Annotated in this window: 16 protein-coding genes; 4 read left to right on the plus strand and 12 right to left on the minus strand. The window is 70.2% G+C overall.

Going from position 1 to position 16,321, the window contains the following annotated elements:
- Positions 1–6 precede the first annotated feature (6 nt).
- Together ACFQS9_RS05705 and ACFQS9_RS05710 are read right to left on the minus strand one after the other, a co-directional pair.
- Positions 7–750 carry an acyltransferase gene (locus ACFQS9_RS05705; protein WP_378402416.1) on the minus strand — a complete coding sequence of 248 codons (744 nt, stop codon included), beginning with the start codon at positions 748–750 and terminating at the stop codon, positions 7–9.
- A gap of 16 nt (positions 751–766) precedes the next feature.
- Positions 767–991 (minus strand): hypothetical protein, encoded by a 225-nt coding sequence (locus ACFQS9_RS05710; protein ID WP_378402418.1) that lies wholly within the window; start codon positions 989–991, stop codon positions 767–769.
- 379 nt (positions 992–1,370) lie between these two features.
- On the opposite strand from ACFQS9_RS05710, the gene ACFQS9_RS05715 reads away from it, so the two are divergent.
- Positions 1,371–2,669 carry an outer membrane protein assembly factor BamB family protein gene (locus ACFQS9_RS05715; protein ID WP_378402420.1) on the plus strand — a complete coding sequence of 433 codons (1,299 nt, stop codon included), beginning with the start codon at positions 1,371–1,373 and terminating at the stop codon, positions 2,667–2,669.
- Here ACFQS9_RS05715 and ACFQS9_RS05720 read toward each other — a convergent pair.
- From ACFQS9_RS05720 to ACFQS9_RS05765, 10 genes are all read right to left on the minus strand, one after another.
- Positions 2,666–3,826 (minus strand): THUMP-like domain-containing protein, encoded by a 1,161-nt coding sequence (locus tag ACFQS9_RS05720; protein ID WP_378402422.1) that lies wholly within the window; start codon positions 3,824–3,826, stop codon positions 2,666–2,668. The genes ACFQS9_RS05715 and ACFQS9_RS05720 overlap by 4 nt on opposite strands.
- Complete coding sequence (locus tag ACFQS9_RS05725; protein ID WP_378402424.1) at positions 3,826–4,806, minus strand: class I SAM-dependent methyltransferase; 981 nt, start codon at positions 4,804–4,806, stop codon at positions 3,826–3,828. Before ACFQS9_RS05725 ends, ACFQS9_RS05720 begins: the two co-directional genes overlap by 1 nt.
- 66 nt (positions 4,807–4,872) lie before the next feature.
- Entirely contained in the window at positions 4,873–5,652 is a 780-nt protein-coding gene (locus ACFQS9_RS05730; protein WP_378402426.1) for an enoyl-CoA hydratase/isomerase family protein, read from the minus strand.
- Between the two features lie 10 nt (positions 5,653–5,662).
- The gene (locus ACFQS9_RS05735) at positions 5,663–6,475 is read right to left on the minus strand and encodes an NUDIX hydrolase (protein WP_378402428.1); all 813 of its coding nucleotides are present in this window, start codon (positions 6,473–6,475) and stop codon (positions 5,663–5,665) included.
- Positions 6,476–6,546: 71 nt separating this feature from the next.
- A complete protein-coding gene (locus ACFQS9_RS05740) occupies positions 6,547–7,377 on the minus strand; it encodes an ABC transporter ATP-binding protein (protein WP_378402429.1) in 831 nt (276 codons plus the stop codon).
- 71 nt (positions 7,378–7,448) lie between these two features.
- Entirely contained in the window at positions 7,449–8,111 is a 663-nt protein-coding gene (yczE, locus tag ACFQS9_RS05745; protein WP_378402431.1) for a membrane protein YczE, read from the minus strand.
- Positions 8,112–8,206: 95 nt separating this feature from the next.
- The gene (locus tag ACFQS9_RS05750) at positions 8,207–8,956 is read right to left on the minus strand and encodes an aminoacyl-tRNA hydrolase (RefSeq protein WP_378402433.1); all 750 of its coding nucleotides are present in this window, start codon (positions 8,954–8,956) and stop codon (positions 8,207–8,209) included.
- Positions 8,956–10,176, minus strand: a complete 1,221-nt coding sequence (serB, locus tag ACFQS9_RS05755; protein ID WP_378402435.1) for a phosphoserine phosphatase SerB — start codon at positions 10,174–10,176, stop codon at positions 8,956–8,958. The genes ACFQS9_RS05750 and serB overlap by 1 nt, the downstream gene beginning before the upstream one ends.
- A 108-nt stretch (positions 10,177–10,284) precedes the next feature.
- Positions 10,285–12,018 carry an aa3-type cytochrome oxidase subunit I gene (gene ctaD, locus ACFQS9_RS05760; RefSeq protein WP_378402437.1) on the minus strand — a complete coding sequence of 578 codons (1,734 nt, stop codon included), beginning with the start codon at positions 12,016–12,018 and terminating at the stop codon, positions 10,285–10,287.
- 171 nt (positions 12,019–12,189) lie between these two features.
- Complete coding sequence (locus ACFQS9_RS05765; protein WP_378402439.1) at positions 12,190–13,026, minus strand: DUF427 domain-containing protein; 837 nt, start codon at positions 13,024–13,026, stop codon at positions 12,190–12,192.
- A 101-nt stretch (positions 13,027–13,127) separates the two neighbouring features.
- Between ACFQS9_RS05765 and ACFQS9_RS05770 the strand changes: the two genes are divergently transcribed.
- From ACFQS9_RS05770 to ACFQS9_RS05780, 3 genes are read left to right on the plus strand one after another with little or no spacing between them, the layout of a single operon-like run.
- Positions 13,128–14,129 (plus strand): ABC transporter substrate-binding protein, encoded by a 1,002-nt coding sequence (locus tag ACFQS9_RS05770; protein WP_378402441.1) that lies wholly within the window; start codon positions 13,128–13,130, stop codon positions 14,127–14,129.
- A 37-nt stretch (positions 14,130–14,166) separates the two neighbouring features.
- Positions 14,167–15,243, plus strand: coding sequence for an ABC transporter substrate-binding protein (locus ACFQS9_RS05775; RefSeq protein WP_378402444.1), 1,077 nt, complete (start codon positions 14,167–14,169; stop codon positions 15,241–15,243).
- Entirely contained in the window at positions 15,227–16,321 is a 1,095-nt protein-coding gene (locus ACFQS9_RS05780) for an HtaA domain-containing protein (RefSeq protein ID WP_378402446.1), read from the plus strand. Before ACFQS9_RS05775 ends, ACFQS9_RS05780 begins: the two co-directional genes overlap by 17 nt.

The raw sequence follows: 16,321 nt of genomic DNA on the forward strand, positions 1-16,321 counted from the left end.
AGCGCCTCAGCTCGCTGCCGCGGCCTTCTTGCGCTCGATGTCCTCGAGGGCGGCGATGTACTTGGCCCGCTCGGCCGCGCCGGCCTCCCACGCCTCCTTGCGGTTCTTGACGACCTTCACGGGCGCGCCGACGGCGATGCTGTAGTCCGGGACCTCGCCCTTGACCACCGCGTGCGCGCCGAGCACGCAGCCGCGGCCGACGATCGTGTTCCGCAGCACGGTCACCTTCGCGGCGATCCAGGTGTCGGGGCCGATCCGGACCGGACCCTTCACGATGCCCTGATCCTTGATCGGGACGTTGACGTCGTCCATCCGGTGGTCAAAGTCGCAGATGTAGCACCAGTCCGCGACCAGGGTGGACGCGCCGATCTCGATGTCGAGGTAGGTGTTGACGACGTTGTCCTTGCCGAAGACGACCTTGTCGCCGATGCGAAGCGAACCCTCGTGGCAGCGGATCGCGTTGCCGTCACCGATGTGCACCCAGCGGCCGATCTCGAGCCGCGACAGGTCCGGGGTCGAGTGGATCTCCACGTTCTTCCCGAGGAAGACCATGCCACGCAGGATCACGTGCGGGTTCGCGAGCTTGAACTTCGCCAGCCGGTAGTAACGGACCAGGTACCACGGCGTGTACGCCTTGTTCGCGAGCACCCACCGGAGCGAGTCGCGGGTCAGGAACTTCGCCTGCTCGCTGTCGGTCCGACGGGATCCCCGCCACCTCGTGCGCAACGGTGCGCCCCACATGCTGGTCATGCCATGCAGCCTACGGTCAGCGAATGCGGGCCCCGCGACGGCCCACTCCGCCGCCACCGGCGAGCCATCCGCCACCGCCCAGCAGCGCCGCGACCAGCGCCGCCGTCACCGCGACCACGATGACCGCGAGCGCCGAGGCTGTCATGACGCCGATCAGGGTCGCGGACCCGACGATCAGGCCGACGACGATCACGACCCCCGCCTGAGGAGTGCCGAGCAGGTGATTGTCGTTGGCGTCCACGCGCGGCGATCGCCGCGGTGCGCTCAAATCTCCGCCCCCTGGCCGTTCCATCTCGCCATTCAAACACAATTGCGCCGAGAATTGGAAGATTTCTTCAGCTAACAATAGCGACCCGATACGTAATGCTCCGAATAACGGTCCAATCACGCGATGCATGGGACCTGCCCCATTGCTCCACAATTCGCCCCGGACCACGTCTGCGGCAATTGAATTCTGAACGAGTCCGATTTCACCCCCTCCCCGACGCTCCGATCATCGCGCTCGGCTCACCCCGCATTCGGCGGGCACTCGGCCCACATTCAGCGACGGGGCGGGTTCACACCCCGGGGTGCGCGGCCGGATAGTCTGCATCGAGCGAAATCCACACGAGGAGTGTTGAATGCGGCGTGTTCTCCAGTCGGCAGCGGTGATGCTGACGGCAGTTTCGGTGCTGGTCATCGCGGGCTGCAGCAGCGACGCACCGCTCGACGACGCCTACGCCGCGAGCGGATGGCCCGCCATGCACGCGGACGCCCGCAACAGCGGGACCAGCGAAGCCGACGGAACCAGGTCGATCTCACTCGACTGGTCGCGCCCGATCGGTGCGCCGACCGCCACGGCCGCATCCGTCGCATCGAACGGCCAGATCTTCGTGACCTCGCGCAGCGAGAACGGCTGCAACCTCTACTCGTTCGAGATCGAGACCGGCCGCAAGCGCTGGTGCAACCGGCTCGGCCCCGGCGTCGCCGTCGCCACCCCGCTCGTCGACCGCGTCACGAACGTGTACGTCGGCGAGGACGGCGCGATGAACTCCTTCAACGAGCACGGCCAGCTGCGCTGGCGCACCGTGGTCAGTGGGACGCCGCTGTCCGCCCAGTTCACGGCCGACGGAAACCTGCTGTTCGTCACGCATTTCGGCGTCGTCTCGGTGCTCAGCACCCAGACCGGCAAGGAGATCGTGCCGTCGTACCAGCTGATTCCCACCCCGACGTTCGACGAGGCCAAGGACCTGCCGCTGCCGCCCGCGGCGCAGGGCCTCGAGCAGTGCTTCTTCGGCGCCCCCGAGTGCCCTGTCTCGACCGCGCCGGCCATCGACCTCGCGACGGGCAGGTTCTACCTCACGGTCTGGCGGCCGGGCCGACCGCAGACCGAGCTCGTCGGCCTGCGGTACGCCGACGGCCGGATCACCGAGGACTGGTCCTCCGATGCGCTGCCCGGCGGCGTCACGTCGAGCCCGGTGATCTCCGCCGACGGGGCGACGCTGTACGCGAACGACAACGAGGGCACGCTGTGGGCGCTCGACGCCGCGACCGGGGAGCCCCGCTGGAGCCACGGCCTCGGCTTCGCCGCGGCGGGCAGCCCGTCCGTCTCCGCGGACGGCCTGATCATCCCGTCTGGTTCCGACAAGGGCCACCTGCTCGCCCTGGAGGACAAGGGAGACCACGCCGAGTTGCTCTGGGAGCGTAAGGATGTCGTCCAGCTCGGGGTGGCGGCGCAGACCGGCGGCGCGACCGGCTACACGGTGGTGCGCGAAGGGGACACCGGTCTAGCGGCATTCACCTTCGACACCGACACCGGCGAGACCCTCGACCAGGACACCCTGCCGGGCGCCGAGGGCTTCACCGTCGGCACGTCGATCGGCCCCGACGGCCAGGTCGTCACGCCGACCCTGATCGGCGAGGTGTTCGTCCTCCGTTAGCCCCGCACGCCCGGGGCGCACACGAACGCGACCGGGGTCCGGCCGATCCGGGTCAGCACGACGCTCAGCGGCACCGAACCGCGCAGCTTCAGTCTCGGGCGCAGCACCGCCGGGTCCACGTCGACCCCGCGCACGAGGATCTCGGCCACCCCGCAGTCGAGGCGCGCGAGTTCCTGGCGCAGTGCCTTCTCGGTGTACTTGAGCTGTTCGAGGACCCGGAAGCCGCGCACGCCCGGGGGCACCGCGTCGCCCGTGAGGTACGCGATCCGGGGGTCGAGCTGCCAGAGCCCGTGCCGGGCCGCGTAGTGCCGCACCAGACCCGCCCGCACCACCGCCCCGTCCGGGTCGACGATCCACTCCCCCGGTTCACGCTCGGGGATCTCGTCCGGTTCGGCGTCGGTGAGCTCCCAGCCCGCATCCGCGGTCAGCACGGTCGCCCGGCGACGCACCCCCGCCCCGGCCAGCCCCGGCGACCACAGGCATGCCTCGCGCACACCCCCGTCGAGCGAGACGATCTCCACCTCGCCCGGCCAGTCCAGCGCGTCGTAGTCGAGTCCGGGCGCGCACTTCACCGACAGGTCGCGGCCGCGGTAGGCCTCCAACAGGTCCGGTAGCGGCGGCTGCAGCGCGGCCGGGTCGTGCCTGCGCTTGCCCCCCGCCCGCCTGGCCGGGTCGGCGAGGACGACGGTGTCTCGGGTGCAGGGCACCAACGCGTCCGCGCGGACGACGGTCGCGCCGGGCACGTTGTGTTGCGCCATCGCCAGGCGTACCGGGTCGAGGTCGCTGCCGATCACCGTGCTCGCGACGCCGACCAACGCGGACAGCTCCGCCCCCACCGAGCACGTCACATCGTGGACGGCCCGGCCCGCCACCCGGTGGGCCCGATTGCGCGCCACCACCGACGGCGTCGTCTGCTGCAACGCATCGTCGGTGAACAACCAGTCGCGGCCGCCGTCGATCTTGCCGACCGCCCTGCGCCGCAGCAGGACCGTCTCGACCAGGGCACCGGAGCGGTCGGCAAAACGCGCACGCACCCGGCCGATGTCGGCCAGGTGCGTGCGCGTGGACAGTTCGAGCTGATCCACCTCGGCGAGGGCGGCGACGCCGTCCGCGGACGTCAGGTAGCGCACGTCCTCCGGGGTGAACTCGTATCCCACTACTTCGGGTCGGGCTTCACACCGGTGATCATGACGTTGTAGAAGAAGCCCCGCGGCACCACGTGCTTGAGGACCTTCTCGTCCACCCAGCTGAGCGTCTTCCAGCCGCCGAAGGCGAACCGGCCCCAGCCCCAGCCCAGCTTCTCCGGCGGCACGGCGGCCTCGAAGGTCCGGACGGGCCAGCCGAGCAGCGCAGCGGCGAACTCCTCGGTCGCGGCGTGCACCTGGGTGGCGCCGGCCGACTTGGCCATGTTCTCCAGGTCGGTGGGATCGAAGGTGTGCAGGTCGACGACGGCCTCGAGCGCGGCGGCGCGGGAGGACTCGTCGAGCTCGGCCTGCGGACGACGCCAGTCGGCGAGGAAGGGCAGCTTGGTGATCCGGGTGGTCGCCTCCCACGTCGCGCGGCCGAGCCAGCGCGCGTAGAAGTTACCGACGGTGGTGGGCTCGCCCGCGAAGACGAAGCGGCCGCCCGGCTTGAGCACCCGCAGCACCTCGCGCAGCGACTGCTCCACGTCGGGGATGTGGTGCAGCACGGCGTGTCCGACGACCAGGTCGAAGGTGTCGTCCTCGTACGGGATGGTCTCGGCGTCGGCGACCCGGCCGTCGACCGGCAGGCCGAGGCCCTCGGCGTTGCGCAGCGCCACCTTCACCATGCCCGGCGACAGGTCGGTCACCGACCCGGTCTTGGCGACCCCGCCCTGCATGAGGTTGAGCAGGAAGAACCCGGTGCCACAACCGAGTTCGAGGGCGCGCTCGTACGGCAGCGGCTGGTCGCCCGCGACCGCGTCGAACCGGCCCCTGGCGTAGTCGATGCAGCGCTCGTCGTACGAGATGGACCACTTCTCGTCGTACGTCTCGGCCTCCCAGTCGTGGTACAGCACCTGGGCGAGCTTGGTGTCCTTGAGCGCGGCTTCGACCTCTTCGGCCGTGGCGTGCGGGTTCGGCGCGGGATCGATCCCGTCCTTCGGGCTTGCAGTCATGGGTGAGAGCCTACCGGGTAGTAAGGAGTGTGAACAGGTTCTAGTTTTGCACGGAAAGCCGGGCCGCTACTTGCCCGTGAACTGCGCCTTACCCGGGCCGTTCTCGATGAAGGACTCCATGCCGATCGTCCGGTCCTCGGTCGCGAAGAGCTGCGCGAACTGCTGAGCCTCGATCTTGAGGCCCGTGTTCAGGTCGGTGTCGAGCCCCTGATCGATGGACGCCTTCGCCGCGGCGATGGCCCGGCTCGCGGCGCCGGTGAACTGCGAGGCCCAGGCGCGAGCCGCGTTGTAGACCTCGTCGGGGGCGACCATCTCGTCGATCAGACCGATCGCGAGGGCCTCCTCGGCGCCGACGAACCGCCCGGTGAACACCAGGTCCTTGGCCTTGCTCGGGCCGATGAGCCGGGCCAGGCGCTGGGTGCCGCCGCCGCCGGGAATCACGCCGAGCAGCACCTCGGGGACGCCGACCTTCGCGTTGTCGCCCGCGATCCGGCGATCCGCGCCGAGCGCGATCTCCAGGCCGCCTCCGAGGGCGTAGCCGGTGATCGCGGCGACGGTCGGCTTCGGGATCTCGGAGATGCACCCGAGCGCCGACTGCAGGTCACCGGCGACCGGGCTCATCTCCGCGAAGGACATCTCCGCCATCTCCTTGATGTCCGCACCCGCCGCGAACACCTTCTCGCCGCCGTACACGATGACCGCCTTGACGTCGGCGTTGACGGTGGCCTCGCGGGCCGCGGCCCGGAGCTCCTCCTGCAACTGACGATTCAGCGCGTTCATCGGGGGGCGCGCGAGCCGGATGGTGCCGATGCCGTCGGATACCTCGAGAGTCACAAACTCAGCCATGGAGCGAAGGCTACCGCTTGGCCCAGGGGTGGGCGGCGGCGGCGTAGTACGGCTCCTGGCCGGGGAATCGCACCCGCCACGAGCCGTCCTCCTCCTGGTACAGCGTCGGCAGGATCACCGGGATCTCCGGTTCCGCGGCGAGAACCTCTGCGACGGTGTCGTATTCGCCGATCGCACGCAGCTGGCTCCAGGTCGGCGGGAGCAGCATGGTCCGCCCCTCGGTCCAATCCGTGACGGCCTGCTCCGGGGTCTGCCAGGTGACCTCGGCGGCCTCCGACGTCTCGCCGTCCGCGATCTGACCGGTCGGGGCGGCCGCCACGAAGAACCGGGTGTCGTAGCGCCTGCCCTCACCGACCGGGGTGATCCAATTCGCCCACGGCCGCAGCAGATCCGCGCGCAGCACCAGGTTCTCGCGTGCGAGGAACTGACTGAACGAGAGTTCGCGCGCCTCCAGCTGCTTGCGTGCCTGCGCGTATCCCGCGGTGTCCGCGACGACCGTGTCCGCGGTGGGTCCGGCGAGCAGGACGCCGCACTCCTCGAAGGTCTCCCGCACCGCGGCGCACACGAGCGCCTTCGCCCGGCCCTCGTCCACCCCGAAACGCTCGGCCCACCAGGAGACCGGCGGGCCGCTCCAGGCCACGTCGGCGTCGGCGTCCTGCGGGTCCACCCCGCCGCCCGGGAACACGGTCATGCCGCCCGCGAAGGCCATCCCCCCGACGCGCCGGAGCATGAACACCTCGGGTCCGGACTCGGAGTCACGTACCAGGATGACGGTGGAGGCGTCCTTGGGGGCAACCTCGGGGTGTGGGTCGAATGTGGCCATGTGTCGGACGTTACAACGCCACCCTCACCGGTGGTTCGCGCGGCTCACCATTGCGCCCTGCCGCGGGCGCCTCAGCGCCGGTGCTGACCCGGCAGCCGGGTGCGCCTGGCGAAGAACCGCCCGTCGACCTTGTCCAGGCTGATCGCCTGGCTGAACGCGTGCGTCAGGTTCTCCGCGGTGATCACGTCGTCGATCAGCCCCTGCGAGACCACCTCACCCTCCTTGAGGAGCAGGGCGTGCGTGAATCCCGGGGGGATCTCCTCGACGTGGTGGGTGATGAGCACGGTCGCGGGAGCGTCCGGGTCGGCGGCCAGGTCCGAGAGCCGCGCGACCAGCTCCTCGCGCCCACCGAGGTCCAGGCCCGCGGCCGGCTCGTCGAGCAGCAGCAACTCCGGATCGGTCATCAGGGCCCGCGCGATCAGCACCCGCTTGCGCTCGCCCTCGGACAGCGTGCCGTAGGTCCGGTTCGCGAGGTGCTCGGCGCCGAGGCTCTCGAGCATCTCCACGGCGCGGGTGGTGTCCATCTCCTCGTACCGTTCCCGCCACCGGCCCAGCACCGCGTAGCCGGCCGACACCACCAGATCGAGGACCATCTCGTCTGCGGGTACCCGGTGCGCGAGCGCGGAGGACGAGAGTCCGATCCGCGGGCGCAGCTCGGTGACGTCGACGCGGCCCAGGACCTCCCCGAGCAGGTGAGCCTTCCCCGACGTCGGGTGCACCTCGGCGGCCGCGATCCGCAGCAGCGAGGTCTTGCCCGCGCCGTTGGGCCCGAGGACAACCCACTTCTCGTCGAGCTCCACCTTCCAGGTCACGGGACCCACCAGGGTGACACCGCCACGGCGGATGAGCACGTCGTCGAAATCGATGAGCAGATCGGGATCAAGTTCGGACACGACGCCCATCTTGACCTACCCGCGTCGAGTGCACGCGGCAGGATCGGGTTGCGTGTCGCCGGATTCGGTCGACCCGCAGGTCACCGGGCCGGGCACCCCTCACCCACGGTCACGGGCACCGGTGCCACCGGGATCGCCGCGCCGCCGCGCCGCGCGCGAGAGTCCCGCGACGCGAGCCGCATCATCAGCTGGATGAGCGGGCCGATGCCGAGCGCGTAGACCACGGTGCCGACCCCGACGGTCCCGCCGAGCACCCACCCGGTGGCCAGCACCGCCACCTCGATTCCGGTGCGCACCAACCGAACCGACAGCCCGGTGCGGGCGACCAGGCCGGTCATCAGTCCGTCCCGCGGCCCGGGGCCCAGCCCGGCGCCGATGTAGAGCACCGTCGCGAGGGCGTTGAGCACGACCGCGGACAACATCACCGGAACCCTGACGGCCATCGAATTCAGCTCGGGAAGCAGGGCCAGTGAGGTGTCCACTGCCACCGCGATCACCACGACGTTCGCGACCGTGCCGAAGCCGGGACGCTGACGGATGGGGATCCACAGCAGCAGCACCGCCGCGCCGGTCAACGCGGTGACGGTGCCGAAGCTCAGCGACGTGCGCTGCGCCACACCCTGGTGGAACACGTCCCAGGGGTCGAGCCCGAGGCCGGCCGCGACCATCAGCGCCATCGAGAACCCGTACAGCCACAGACCGACGAAAAGGGCGGCGAGGCGGGCGGGGAGTCGGGTGAACATGACGGCCAGCCTCCCCAAAACTGGACCGCCTGGAAAGAGCCACTTCGCCGCCGCTGGACCTTCCGGCCGACGGGTTCGGCGGGCACCGGCCGGGATCAGGGGTGGGCGATCACCGTCATCGACCCGGGGGCCACCTCGGTGTACCCGGCGTCGCGCACGGCGATCGCCCGGCCCTGGGCGACCAGCTCGCCGAGCGCCGCCCAGTGCGCCCGATCGGCGTCCCGCACGGCGCAGCGGAAGCCGTCGCGCGACCACTCCCAGGCCCGCTCGGGTGCCATCGCGCCCGCCAGCAGCATCGACGCGTGCCCGACCTGCGCCGCCGCCTTGCCGACGGTCATCTCCAGGGAACGGTTCACCCACAGCACCGGCAGGCCCACGACCGGGGGGCCCGGTTCGTCGTGCTCGAGATCGGTCCCCCCGATCTGGAGCTTGCGGATCCGCTGATCGACCTCGCCGACCGGTCCGGGCACGAGGGCCCGGGCCTGCGCCCCGTCCACCTCGACGGTCACGCCGTCCACGTGCTGCGCGGCGAGCCACTGCGCGCCCCTGGCCCTGCGGGCGACCTTCCGGATGCGCGAGCCCGTCCAGTCGAGCAGGGCCCGCTGCCACGGGCCGGGCTCGCCGTCGTCGCCCGCCCCGGTCCGCTCGTCCAGGCACAGCGCCACCGTCGCCGAGGCCGCGGCCGCCAGCAGGTCGCTGCGTGCGGGCGGGTGCGTCTTGGTGATGTGCAGGACCATCGGCATGGCGAGCACCTGTGCCGGGTCCTCCGGGTCTGCGCGGCCGCCGTACCCCGCCGCCAGCATCGCGTGCCGGGCCAGGAACGCCGCGGGTACGCCCTCGTCCATCAGAGCGGCACCCGGCGCACCAGTCCGTCCTCGGCGTCGGCCGCCTCCACCTCGTGGCGGGTGACACCGAGGATGAACAACACCGCGTCCAGGAACGGGTGCGAGAGCGCGGCATCCGCCACCTCCCGCAGGGCGGGCTTGGCGCAGAAGGCGATACCGAGGCCCGCCGCGTTGAGCATGTCGATGTCGTTGGCGCCGTCGCCGACCGCGACGGTCTGCTCCATCGGCACGCCCGACTGGGCGGCGAACTTTCGCAGCGCGACCGCCTTCGCGGCCCGGTCGACCACGTCGCCGATGACGCGGCCGGTCAGCTTTCCGTCGACGATCTCGAGGGTGTTCGCCTCGACGAAGTCCAGCTCCAGCTCGTGCGCGAGGCCCTCGATCACCTGACGGAAGCCGCCGGAGACGACGCCGCAGTGGAAACCGAGCCTGCGCAGGGTCCGGATGGTGGTCCGGGCGCCTGGGGTCAGCTCGAGGGACTCTCCCACCTCGTCGATGACCGACGCGTCGAGCCCGGCCAGCACGGCGACCCGCTGGTGCAGCGATTCGGTGAAGTCGATCTCGCCCCGCATCGCGGCCTCGGTGACGGCGCGGACCTCGTCCTCCTTGCCGGCGCGGGCGGCGAGCATCTCGATGACCTCGCCCTGCACGAGGGTGGAGTCCACGTCGAAGACGATGAGCCGCTTGGCGCGTCGGGCCAGCCCGGCCCGTTCCACCGCAACATCCACGGCCTCACCGGCGGCGACCTCCGCCAGTCCGGTGCGCAGGGCCGCGTCCGCCTCGGCACCGGTGTTGGACGCGGTGACCATCAGCTCGAGTCCGGTCACCGGATAGTCGGCGACACCGCGGATGGAGTCGATGTTCGCGCCCTGCCTGGCGAGTTCGCGGGCGATGGTACTGAACGAGCGGGCACTGACCGGGCTGCCCAGCACCACCACCGCGTGGGTGGACGGCGCGGGCCGGGCCGCGGCGAACGAGCCCGACTCCACGTCGACCTGCATGCCGACGGTGGCCATCGCCCCCTCGAGCTCCTCCTGGAGGGCGTCGGCATCGTTGGGGCAGGACACCAGCACGCCGAGCGTGAGGCGCCCCCGGATGACGACCTGCTCCACGTCGAGCAGGCTGACGCGGTGCCGCGAGAGCGCCGCCAACAGCACCGAGGTGACGCCGGGGCGGTCCGGTCCGGTGACCGTGACCAACACCGTGGTGTCTGAACCCACCGAGAACTCCCTCCATCCCGCGGTTCACACCGCGGATTCGAACCCATTGTGCCAATCACAAGGCCCCGCCCGAAGCTCGGGCGGGGCCTTGAGAGTTGTTCGTTGCGGCTAGTGCGCGTCCTCGAGGACCGCGGTGGCCTTGCCGCCGTGGCCGGGCCCGACGTGCGCCTCGGCACGCATCCGCTCGACCATGTGCGGGTAGTGCAGCTCGAACGCCGGACGCTCCGAACGGATCCGGGGCAGCTCGGTGAAGTTGTGCCGCGGCGGCGGGCAGGTCGTGGCCCACTCCAGGGAGTTGCCGTAGCCCCACGGGTCGTCGACGGTGACGATCTCGCCGTACCGGTAGCTCTTGAAGACGTTCCAGATGAACGGCAGCGTGGAGGCACCGAGGACGAACGCGCCGATCGTGGAGATCGTGTTCAGCGTGGTGAATCCGTCGCTGGGCAGGTAGTCCGCGTAACGGCGGGGCATGCCCTCGTTGCCGAGCCAGTGCTGCACCAGGAACGTGGTGTGGAAGCCGATGAAGGTCGTCCAGAAGTGCCACTTGCCGAGGCGCTCGTCGAGCAGGCGACCGGTCATCTTCGGGAACCAGAAGTAGATGCCCGCGTAGGTGGCGAACACGATGGTGCCGAAGAGCACGTAGTGGAAGTGCGCGACCACGAAGTACGAGTCCGTGACGTGGAAGTCGAGCGGCGGGCTGGCGAGCAGCACGCCGGACAGACCACCGAAGAGGAAGGTCACGAGGAAGCCGACGGAGAACAGCATCGGCGACTCGAACGTCACCTGGCCCTTCCACATCGTGCCGATCCAGTTGAAGAACTTCACGCCGGTCGGGACCGCGATCAGGAACGTCATGAAGGAGAAGAACGGCAGCAGCACGGCGCCGGTGGCGTACATGTGGTGCGCCCACACCGCGATGGAGAGGGCCGCGATGCCCAGCGTGGCGTAGACCAGGCCGCTGTAGCCGAAGAGCGGCTTACGGCTGAACACCGGGAAGATCTCCGAGACGATGCCGAAGAACGGCAGCGCGATGATGTAGACCTCGGGGTGACCGAAGAACCAGAACAGGTGCTGCCAGAGCAGGACACCGCCGTTGGCCGGGTCGAAGATGTGCGCACCGAAGTGTCTGTCCACGAACACACCCAGCAGCGCCGCGGTCAGCAGCGGGAAGGCGAGCAGGACGAGCACGCTGGTCACCAGGATGTTCCAGGTGAAGATCGGCATGCGGAACATCGTCATGCCGGGGGCGCGCAGACAGATCACCGTGGTGATCATGTTGACGCCACCGAGGATGGTGCCGAGACCACCGACCGCGAGGCCCATGATCCACAGGTCCGCACCGACGCCGGGCGAGTGCAGGGCGTTGGTCAGCGGGCTGTAGGCGGTCCAACCGAAGTCGGCGGCACCACCGGGGGTGATGAAGCCGGCGGTGGCGATGAGCGCACCGAACAGGTACAGCCAGTAGCTGAACGCGTTCAGGCGCGGGAACGCCACGTCGGGGGCGCCGATCTGCAGCGGCAGGATGTAGTTCGCGAATCCGAACACGATCGGGGTCGCATACAGCAGCAGCATGATCGTGCCGTGCATGGTGAAGAGCTGGTTGAACTGCTCGTTCGACAGGAACTGCATTCCCGGAACCGCGAGTTCTGTACGCATCAGCAGCGCCATCAGGCCGCCGACGAGGAAGAACGCGAACGACGTCACCATGTACATGATCCCAAGAACCTTGGGGTCAGTGGTGGTGATCATCTTGTAGATGTACGAGCCCTTGGGTCCCAATCGCGCCGGGTAGGGCCTGGCGGCGTTTATCTCGGGGACTGGCTGGGGCGCTACGGCAGTCACTGATCCTCCTGAATGTGCCCTTGGTCGCTCCGCAGGCTCCGCTCAGGACGTCCGGCCCCGGGCTGCGAGGCGAACGTCCTCTTGCTTGCGCTCTGACGAATCGTAGACCGTCCCTCCGCGATCCGCGGAGCCGGTCCTACCCATCGTCGTACTTCGTGTCGCGTACAGCCGTCACGCGGGCTCCGACCAGGGCGTACGCGGCCGGACCCACGGTGCGCCGTCGACGGTCACGTCGAGCCGCTCCTGAAAGAAGGCGACCTGTCCGGCGATCTGCGGGCAGTCCGGCAGCGGGCGCTCGTAGCTCCACGCCACATCGACCCCCCGCTCACCCGCGCGCTCCACGGTGAAATACGACGCCTCGCCCTTGTAGGCGCACCACGTCCTCGTCTCGGTCGGCGTCAGCGGGACCCGGACGTCCTCGCGGGGCAGATAGAAGCGGACCGACGGCAGCATCGTCTCGAACAGCATCGACGGGCGGTCGGACTCGGCGATGAGCAGTCCGTCGAGCTCGAGCCGGACGCGCCGGGAACTGCGGCGGACGTCGACCCGATGGAACGGATCCCGTGGATGGCCGCGGATCGGTTCGTCCTCCTCGAGCCAGTCGAACGCCGCGAAGTCCAGCAGCACCAGGTCGGCCAGCTCGGGGTCGTCGGGACGGAACACGACCCCGTCGAGGACGCCCTCCCCGGTCTCGATGCTCATGGCCCGGCCCGGGCAGCTGTGGAATCCGAATCCGGTCCGCGGGTCGAGGACCGTCTCGCCGTCGCCGATCCGAACGGGGACCTCCGTCGCCTCTCCCGCCGCGGACGAGGCGGTCATCGGCACCAACACGTCCGTCAGCGGAACCGCGTAGACCGGGACCACGCGCCTCGGCTCCCACACCAACGCCGCGCGGGTGGAGTCCGCCACCACGGCGCGACCGCGCAGCGCCCTGATCCGCTTGGCGGTCGGCTGGAATCGCAGCTCGCCCAAGCCCTGCATCAACGTCTGGCTCACCGAAACGGCCATCACGCCATTGTGCCCCGGTGCGACCGCGAAGCGGTGCGTCCCACAGAAAAGGTCAGCCTTGCTAAGGTTTCGCTTACCTAACGATGTGACAGGAGTTTTCTGTGAAGGCCCGCAAGAATCCACTGTTCGTGCTCGTCGCAGGCGCGGCCGCCGCGCTCATCGGCCTGACCGCCTGCTCCAGCGCGGATACCGAGGCGGCCCCCGAACCGACCGCACAGGCCGCGTTCCCCCGCGCCATCGATCACGCGATGGGATCCACGCAGATCCCCGACGCCCCCAAGCGCGTCGTCGCCCTCGACACCAGCTACTCCGATGCCGTGCTGCTTCTCGAGACCGATCTGGTCGGGTACGTCACCTATCGCACCGACACCCTGCCGGACTATCTCGGCGACGCGCGCGACGAGTTCGCGAAGGACGCCGTCGCGGTGGGCCCGCTGGCCACTCCCAGCCTGGAGAAGATCGCCGAACTGCAGCCGGACCTGATCGTGTCCGCGAAGGTTCGGCACGGCGAGATCTACGAGCAGCTGTCCAAGATCGCGCCCACGGTGATGTCCGAGACCACTGGGCCGACGTGGAAGGACAACATCCGCCTGCTCGGCAAGGCGCTGGGCAAGGAGGACCTCGCCGAGCAGAAGATCGGCGCCTACGAGGACCGGGCGGCGGCGGTCGGCGGCGAGATCAACGCGAAGGCGAACAACCCGACCGTATCGGTGGTCCGCTTCGCGGGTGAGCCGACCGCCCGGATCTACCGGAGCACCTCGTTCAGCGGCATCGTGCTCGCCGACGCCGGTCTCGCCAGGCCCGCCAGCGCGGCACCGGACCCGGCGAAGCCCTCCAGCATCGCCAACGACATCAGCCCCGAGCTGATCACCGAGGCCGACGCCGACCTGATCCTGGTCTCCACCTACCAGACCCCCGACGGCAGCACCGCGGTGGCCGACCACGCCCAGCCGTTCCTCACCAACCCGCTCTGGGCCGGCCTGCGCGGCCGCAAGATCGACGTCGACGACACGGTCTGGATGGCGGCGGTCAGCGTGCAGGGCGCGCGCGGCATCCTCGACGACCTGGCCGCGGCCTACGACGTCGACCCGCACCGCAGCTAGTCTCGACACCGCCCGACAGCCCAGGAGGACCCTCATCATGCACAAGCCTCGCCCCGTCCGCGTCGTGTCCGCGGCCCTGCTCACGGCCACGGCGGTGGTCCTCGCCGCGTGCGGCGGGTCCGGCACCGACGACGCCGCCGCCGACGGCATCGTGCGCAGCACCACCAACGTCGCGGGCGCTGGCGTGCTCGGCAATGCCCGGGACACCGAGAACGTCTGCGCGCCAACCGCTCCCGTCGACCCCGCGGGCGTGACGGGCACCACGCGGAAGGTCGTGCACGCGGCGGGCGAGACCGAGGTGCCCGCGGACCCGCAACGGATCGTCGTGCTCGACACCGACAAGCTGGACACGGTCTGCGCCCTGGGCCTGCAGGACCGGCTGGTCGGCGCCGCGGTGACCGGCGCGGTCGGCGCCCAGCCCGAGTACCTGGGTGCGACGATCGCCGCGGTCCCGCCGGTCGGAACCCTGCAGGAACCGGACATCGAGAAGATCGCCGGCCTCAAGCCGGACCTCATCCTCGGCTCGAAGTTCCGCACCCCGGAGCTCTACGAGCAGCTCAGCGCGGTGGCGCCGACCACCTTCACCGAGAAGGTCGGCACGAGCTGGAAGGAGAACGTCGTCCTCGACGGCACCGCACTCGGTCGCGGCGCGGCCGCCCGCGAGGCCGTCGACGCCTACCAGGGCGCGGCCACCGCGACCGGCGAGACCCTCGACTCCTCGCAGACGCAGGCCTCCGTCGTCCGCTTCATGCCCGGTGTCATCCGGATCTACGGGCCGGACAGCTTCGCCGGTCAGGTCCTGACCGACGCGGGCGTCCAGCGTCCGCCCTTCCAGCGCCTCACGGACGCCAAGGACAAGCGGTTCGCCGAGATCAGCGAGGAACAGCTGAGCAACGCCGAGGGTGACGTGATCTACGTGAGCTTCTACGGCGACGAGGCGAAGGGGCAGGGCGTCGAGGTCATGGAGGGCGGGCTGTGGGAGCAGCTGGGCGCCGTCAAGGACAGGCGCGTCTTCAGCGTGGACGACGAGATCTGGATGACCGGCATCGGCGTCATCGCCGCCCGCGGCATCCTCGCCGACCTCGAGGCCTCGCTCAATGGCTACGTCAACTAGGGTCCGCGGCGCCCTCGCCGCGCTCGCCGCCGGCCTCATCGGCTCGCTCGCGGTGACGGCTCCGGCCGTCGCCGCGCCTGCCGGACCGGGTCAGCAGGCCCGTATCGAGCTGTTCGCGGCCGACGGCACCACCGCGCTCGGCGACACCGCCGTGCACGAGGGTGACCGGATCGTGGTGCGCGGCACCGGGTTCGACCCGCGGGCCAACACGGGCGGGCTACCGGTTCCGGTGCCGCCGGGTGTCCCGCACGGCACCTTCGTCGCGTTCGGCGCGTTCGCGCCGCAGTGGCGTCCGTCGCAGGACGCACCCGCACAGGCCCGGGTCGGACAGCAGCGCTCGGCCACCGCGTGGGTGATGTCCGAGGACGCACTGAATCGGGTACCGGACGCGCCCTTCGATTTTCGTAGGACCATCCGCCAGCAGTGGGTGCCGCTCGCGGGCGACGGTTCCTTCACCGCCACACTCACCGTGAAGAAGCCCGCGACGGCCGCCCCCGACGCGGCCTACGGCGTGTACACCTACGCCGCCGCGGACGCCGTCAACGCCGCGGAGGAGCTGTCGGTCCCGGTGAACTTCGACCCCTCCCCCGGCCCCGACGCGCCGACGGCGCCGGCCCAGGACCTGCTGTGGGCGCTCGCGCCCGGCTACACCGACCTGGTGCAGCGCACCACCCAGGGCTCCGTCGTGGGCGGCGATGGCGCCACCGTCCGCAAGGACGGCCGGCTCACCTTCGAACTCGAGTCCGCCGACGTCGATCCGGCGACCGGCCTGGGCACCGCTCGCTATCGGGGCACCGTGGTCTCGTTCACCCGCTTCCACCTCGCGGAGATCGCGCTCGCCGACCCGTGGATCGAGTTCACGCCCGAGGGCACGTTCCTGTCCGCGGAGACCTCGGAGGGCAACATGGTCGGTACCGATGCCATGAACCGGATCCGGTTCGCACAGTTGGATACTCCTGCCGAGGCGGGCACGTCCGAGTTCACCGATGTACCTGCCCGGTTCGCGGCGGCGCTGCAGCCGAGCATCCTGCTGCCGTACTCCGGCGCGCAGGCCGCCCCGGTCACCTTCCGGTACTAG

This window comes from Rhodococcus daqingensis, from assembly GCF_042665615.1.
Lineage (GTDB): Bacteria > Actinomycetota > Actinomycetes > Mycobacteriales > Mycobacteriaceae > Rhodococcus_G > Rhodococcus_G daqingensis.

Coding starts and splice junctions, on each gene's coding strand:
- ACFQS9_RS05705 (WP_378402416.1), bottom strand. CDS start 750: ATGACCAGCATGTGGGGCGCACCGTTGCGCACGAGGTGGCGGGGATCC.
- ACFQS9_RS05715 (WP_378402420.1), top strand. CDS start 1,371: ATGCGGCGTGTTCTCCAGTCGGCAGCGGTGATGCTGACGGCAGTTTCG.
- ACFQS9_RS05725 (WP_378402424.1), bottom strand. CDS start 4,806: ATGACTGCAAGCCCGAAGGACGGGATCGATCCCGCGCCGAACCCGCAC.
- ACFQS9_RS05730 (WP_378402426.1), bottom strand. CDS start 5,652: ATGGCTGAGTTTGTGACTCTCGAGGTATCCGACGGCATCGGCACCATC.
- ACFQS9_RS05735 (WP_378402428.1), bottom strand. CDS start 6,475: ATGGCCACATTCGACCCACACCCCGAGGTTGCCCCCAAGGACGCCTCC.
- ACFQS9_RS05740 (WP_378402429.1), bottom strand. CDS start 7,377: ATGGGCGTCGTGTCCGAACTTGATCCCGATCTGCTCATCGATTTCGAC.
- yczE (WP_378402431.1), bottom strand. CDS start 8,111: ATGTTCACCCGACTCCCCGCCCGCCTCGCCGCCCTTTTCGTCGGTCTG.
- ACFQS9_RS05750 (WP_378402433.1), bottom strand. CDS start 8,956: ATGGACGAGGGCGTACCCGCGGCGTTCCTGGCCCGGCACGCGATGCTG.
- ACFQS9_RS05765 (WP_378402439.1), bottom strand. CDS start 13,026: ATGGCCGTTTCGGTGAGCCAGACGTTGATGCAGGGCTTGGGCGAGCTG.
- ACFQS9_RS05775 (WP_378402444.1), top strand. CDS start 14,167: ATGCACAAGCCTCGCCCCGTCCGCGTCGTGTCCGCGGCCCTGCTCACG.
- ACFQS9_RS05780 (WP_378402446.1), top strand. CDS start 15,227: ATGGCTACGTCAACTAGGGTCCGCGGCGCCCTCGCCGCGCTCGCCGCC.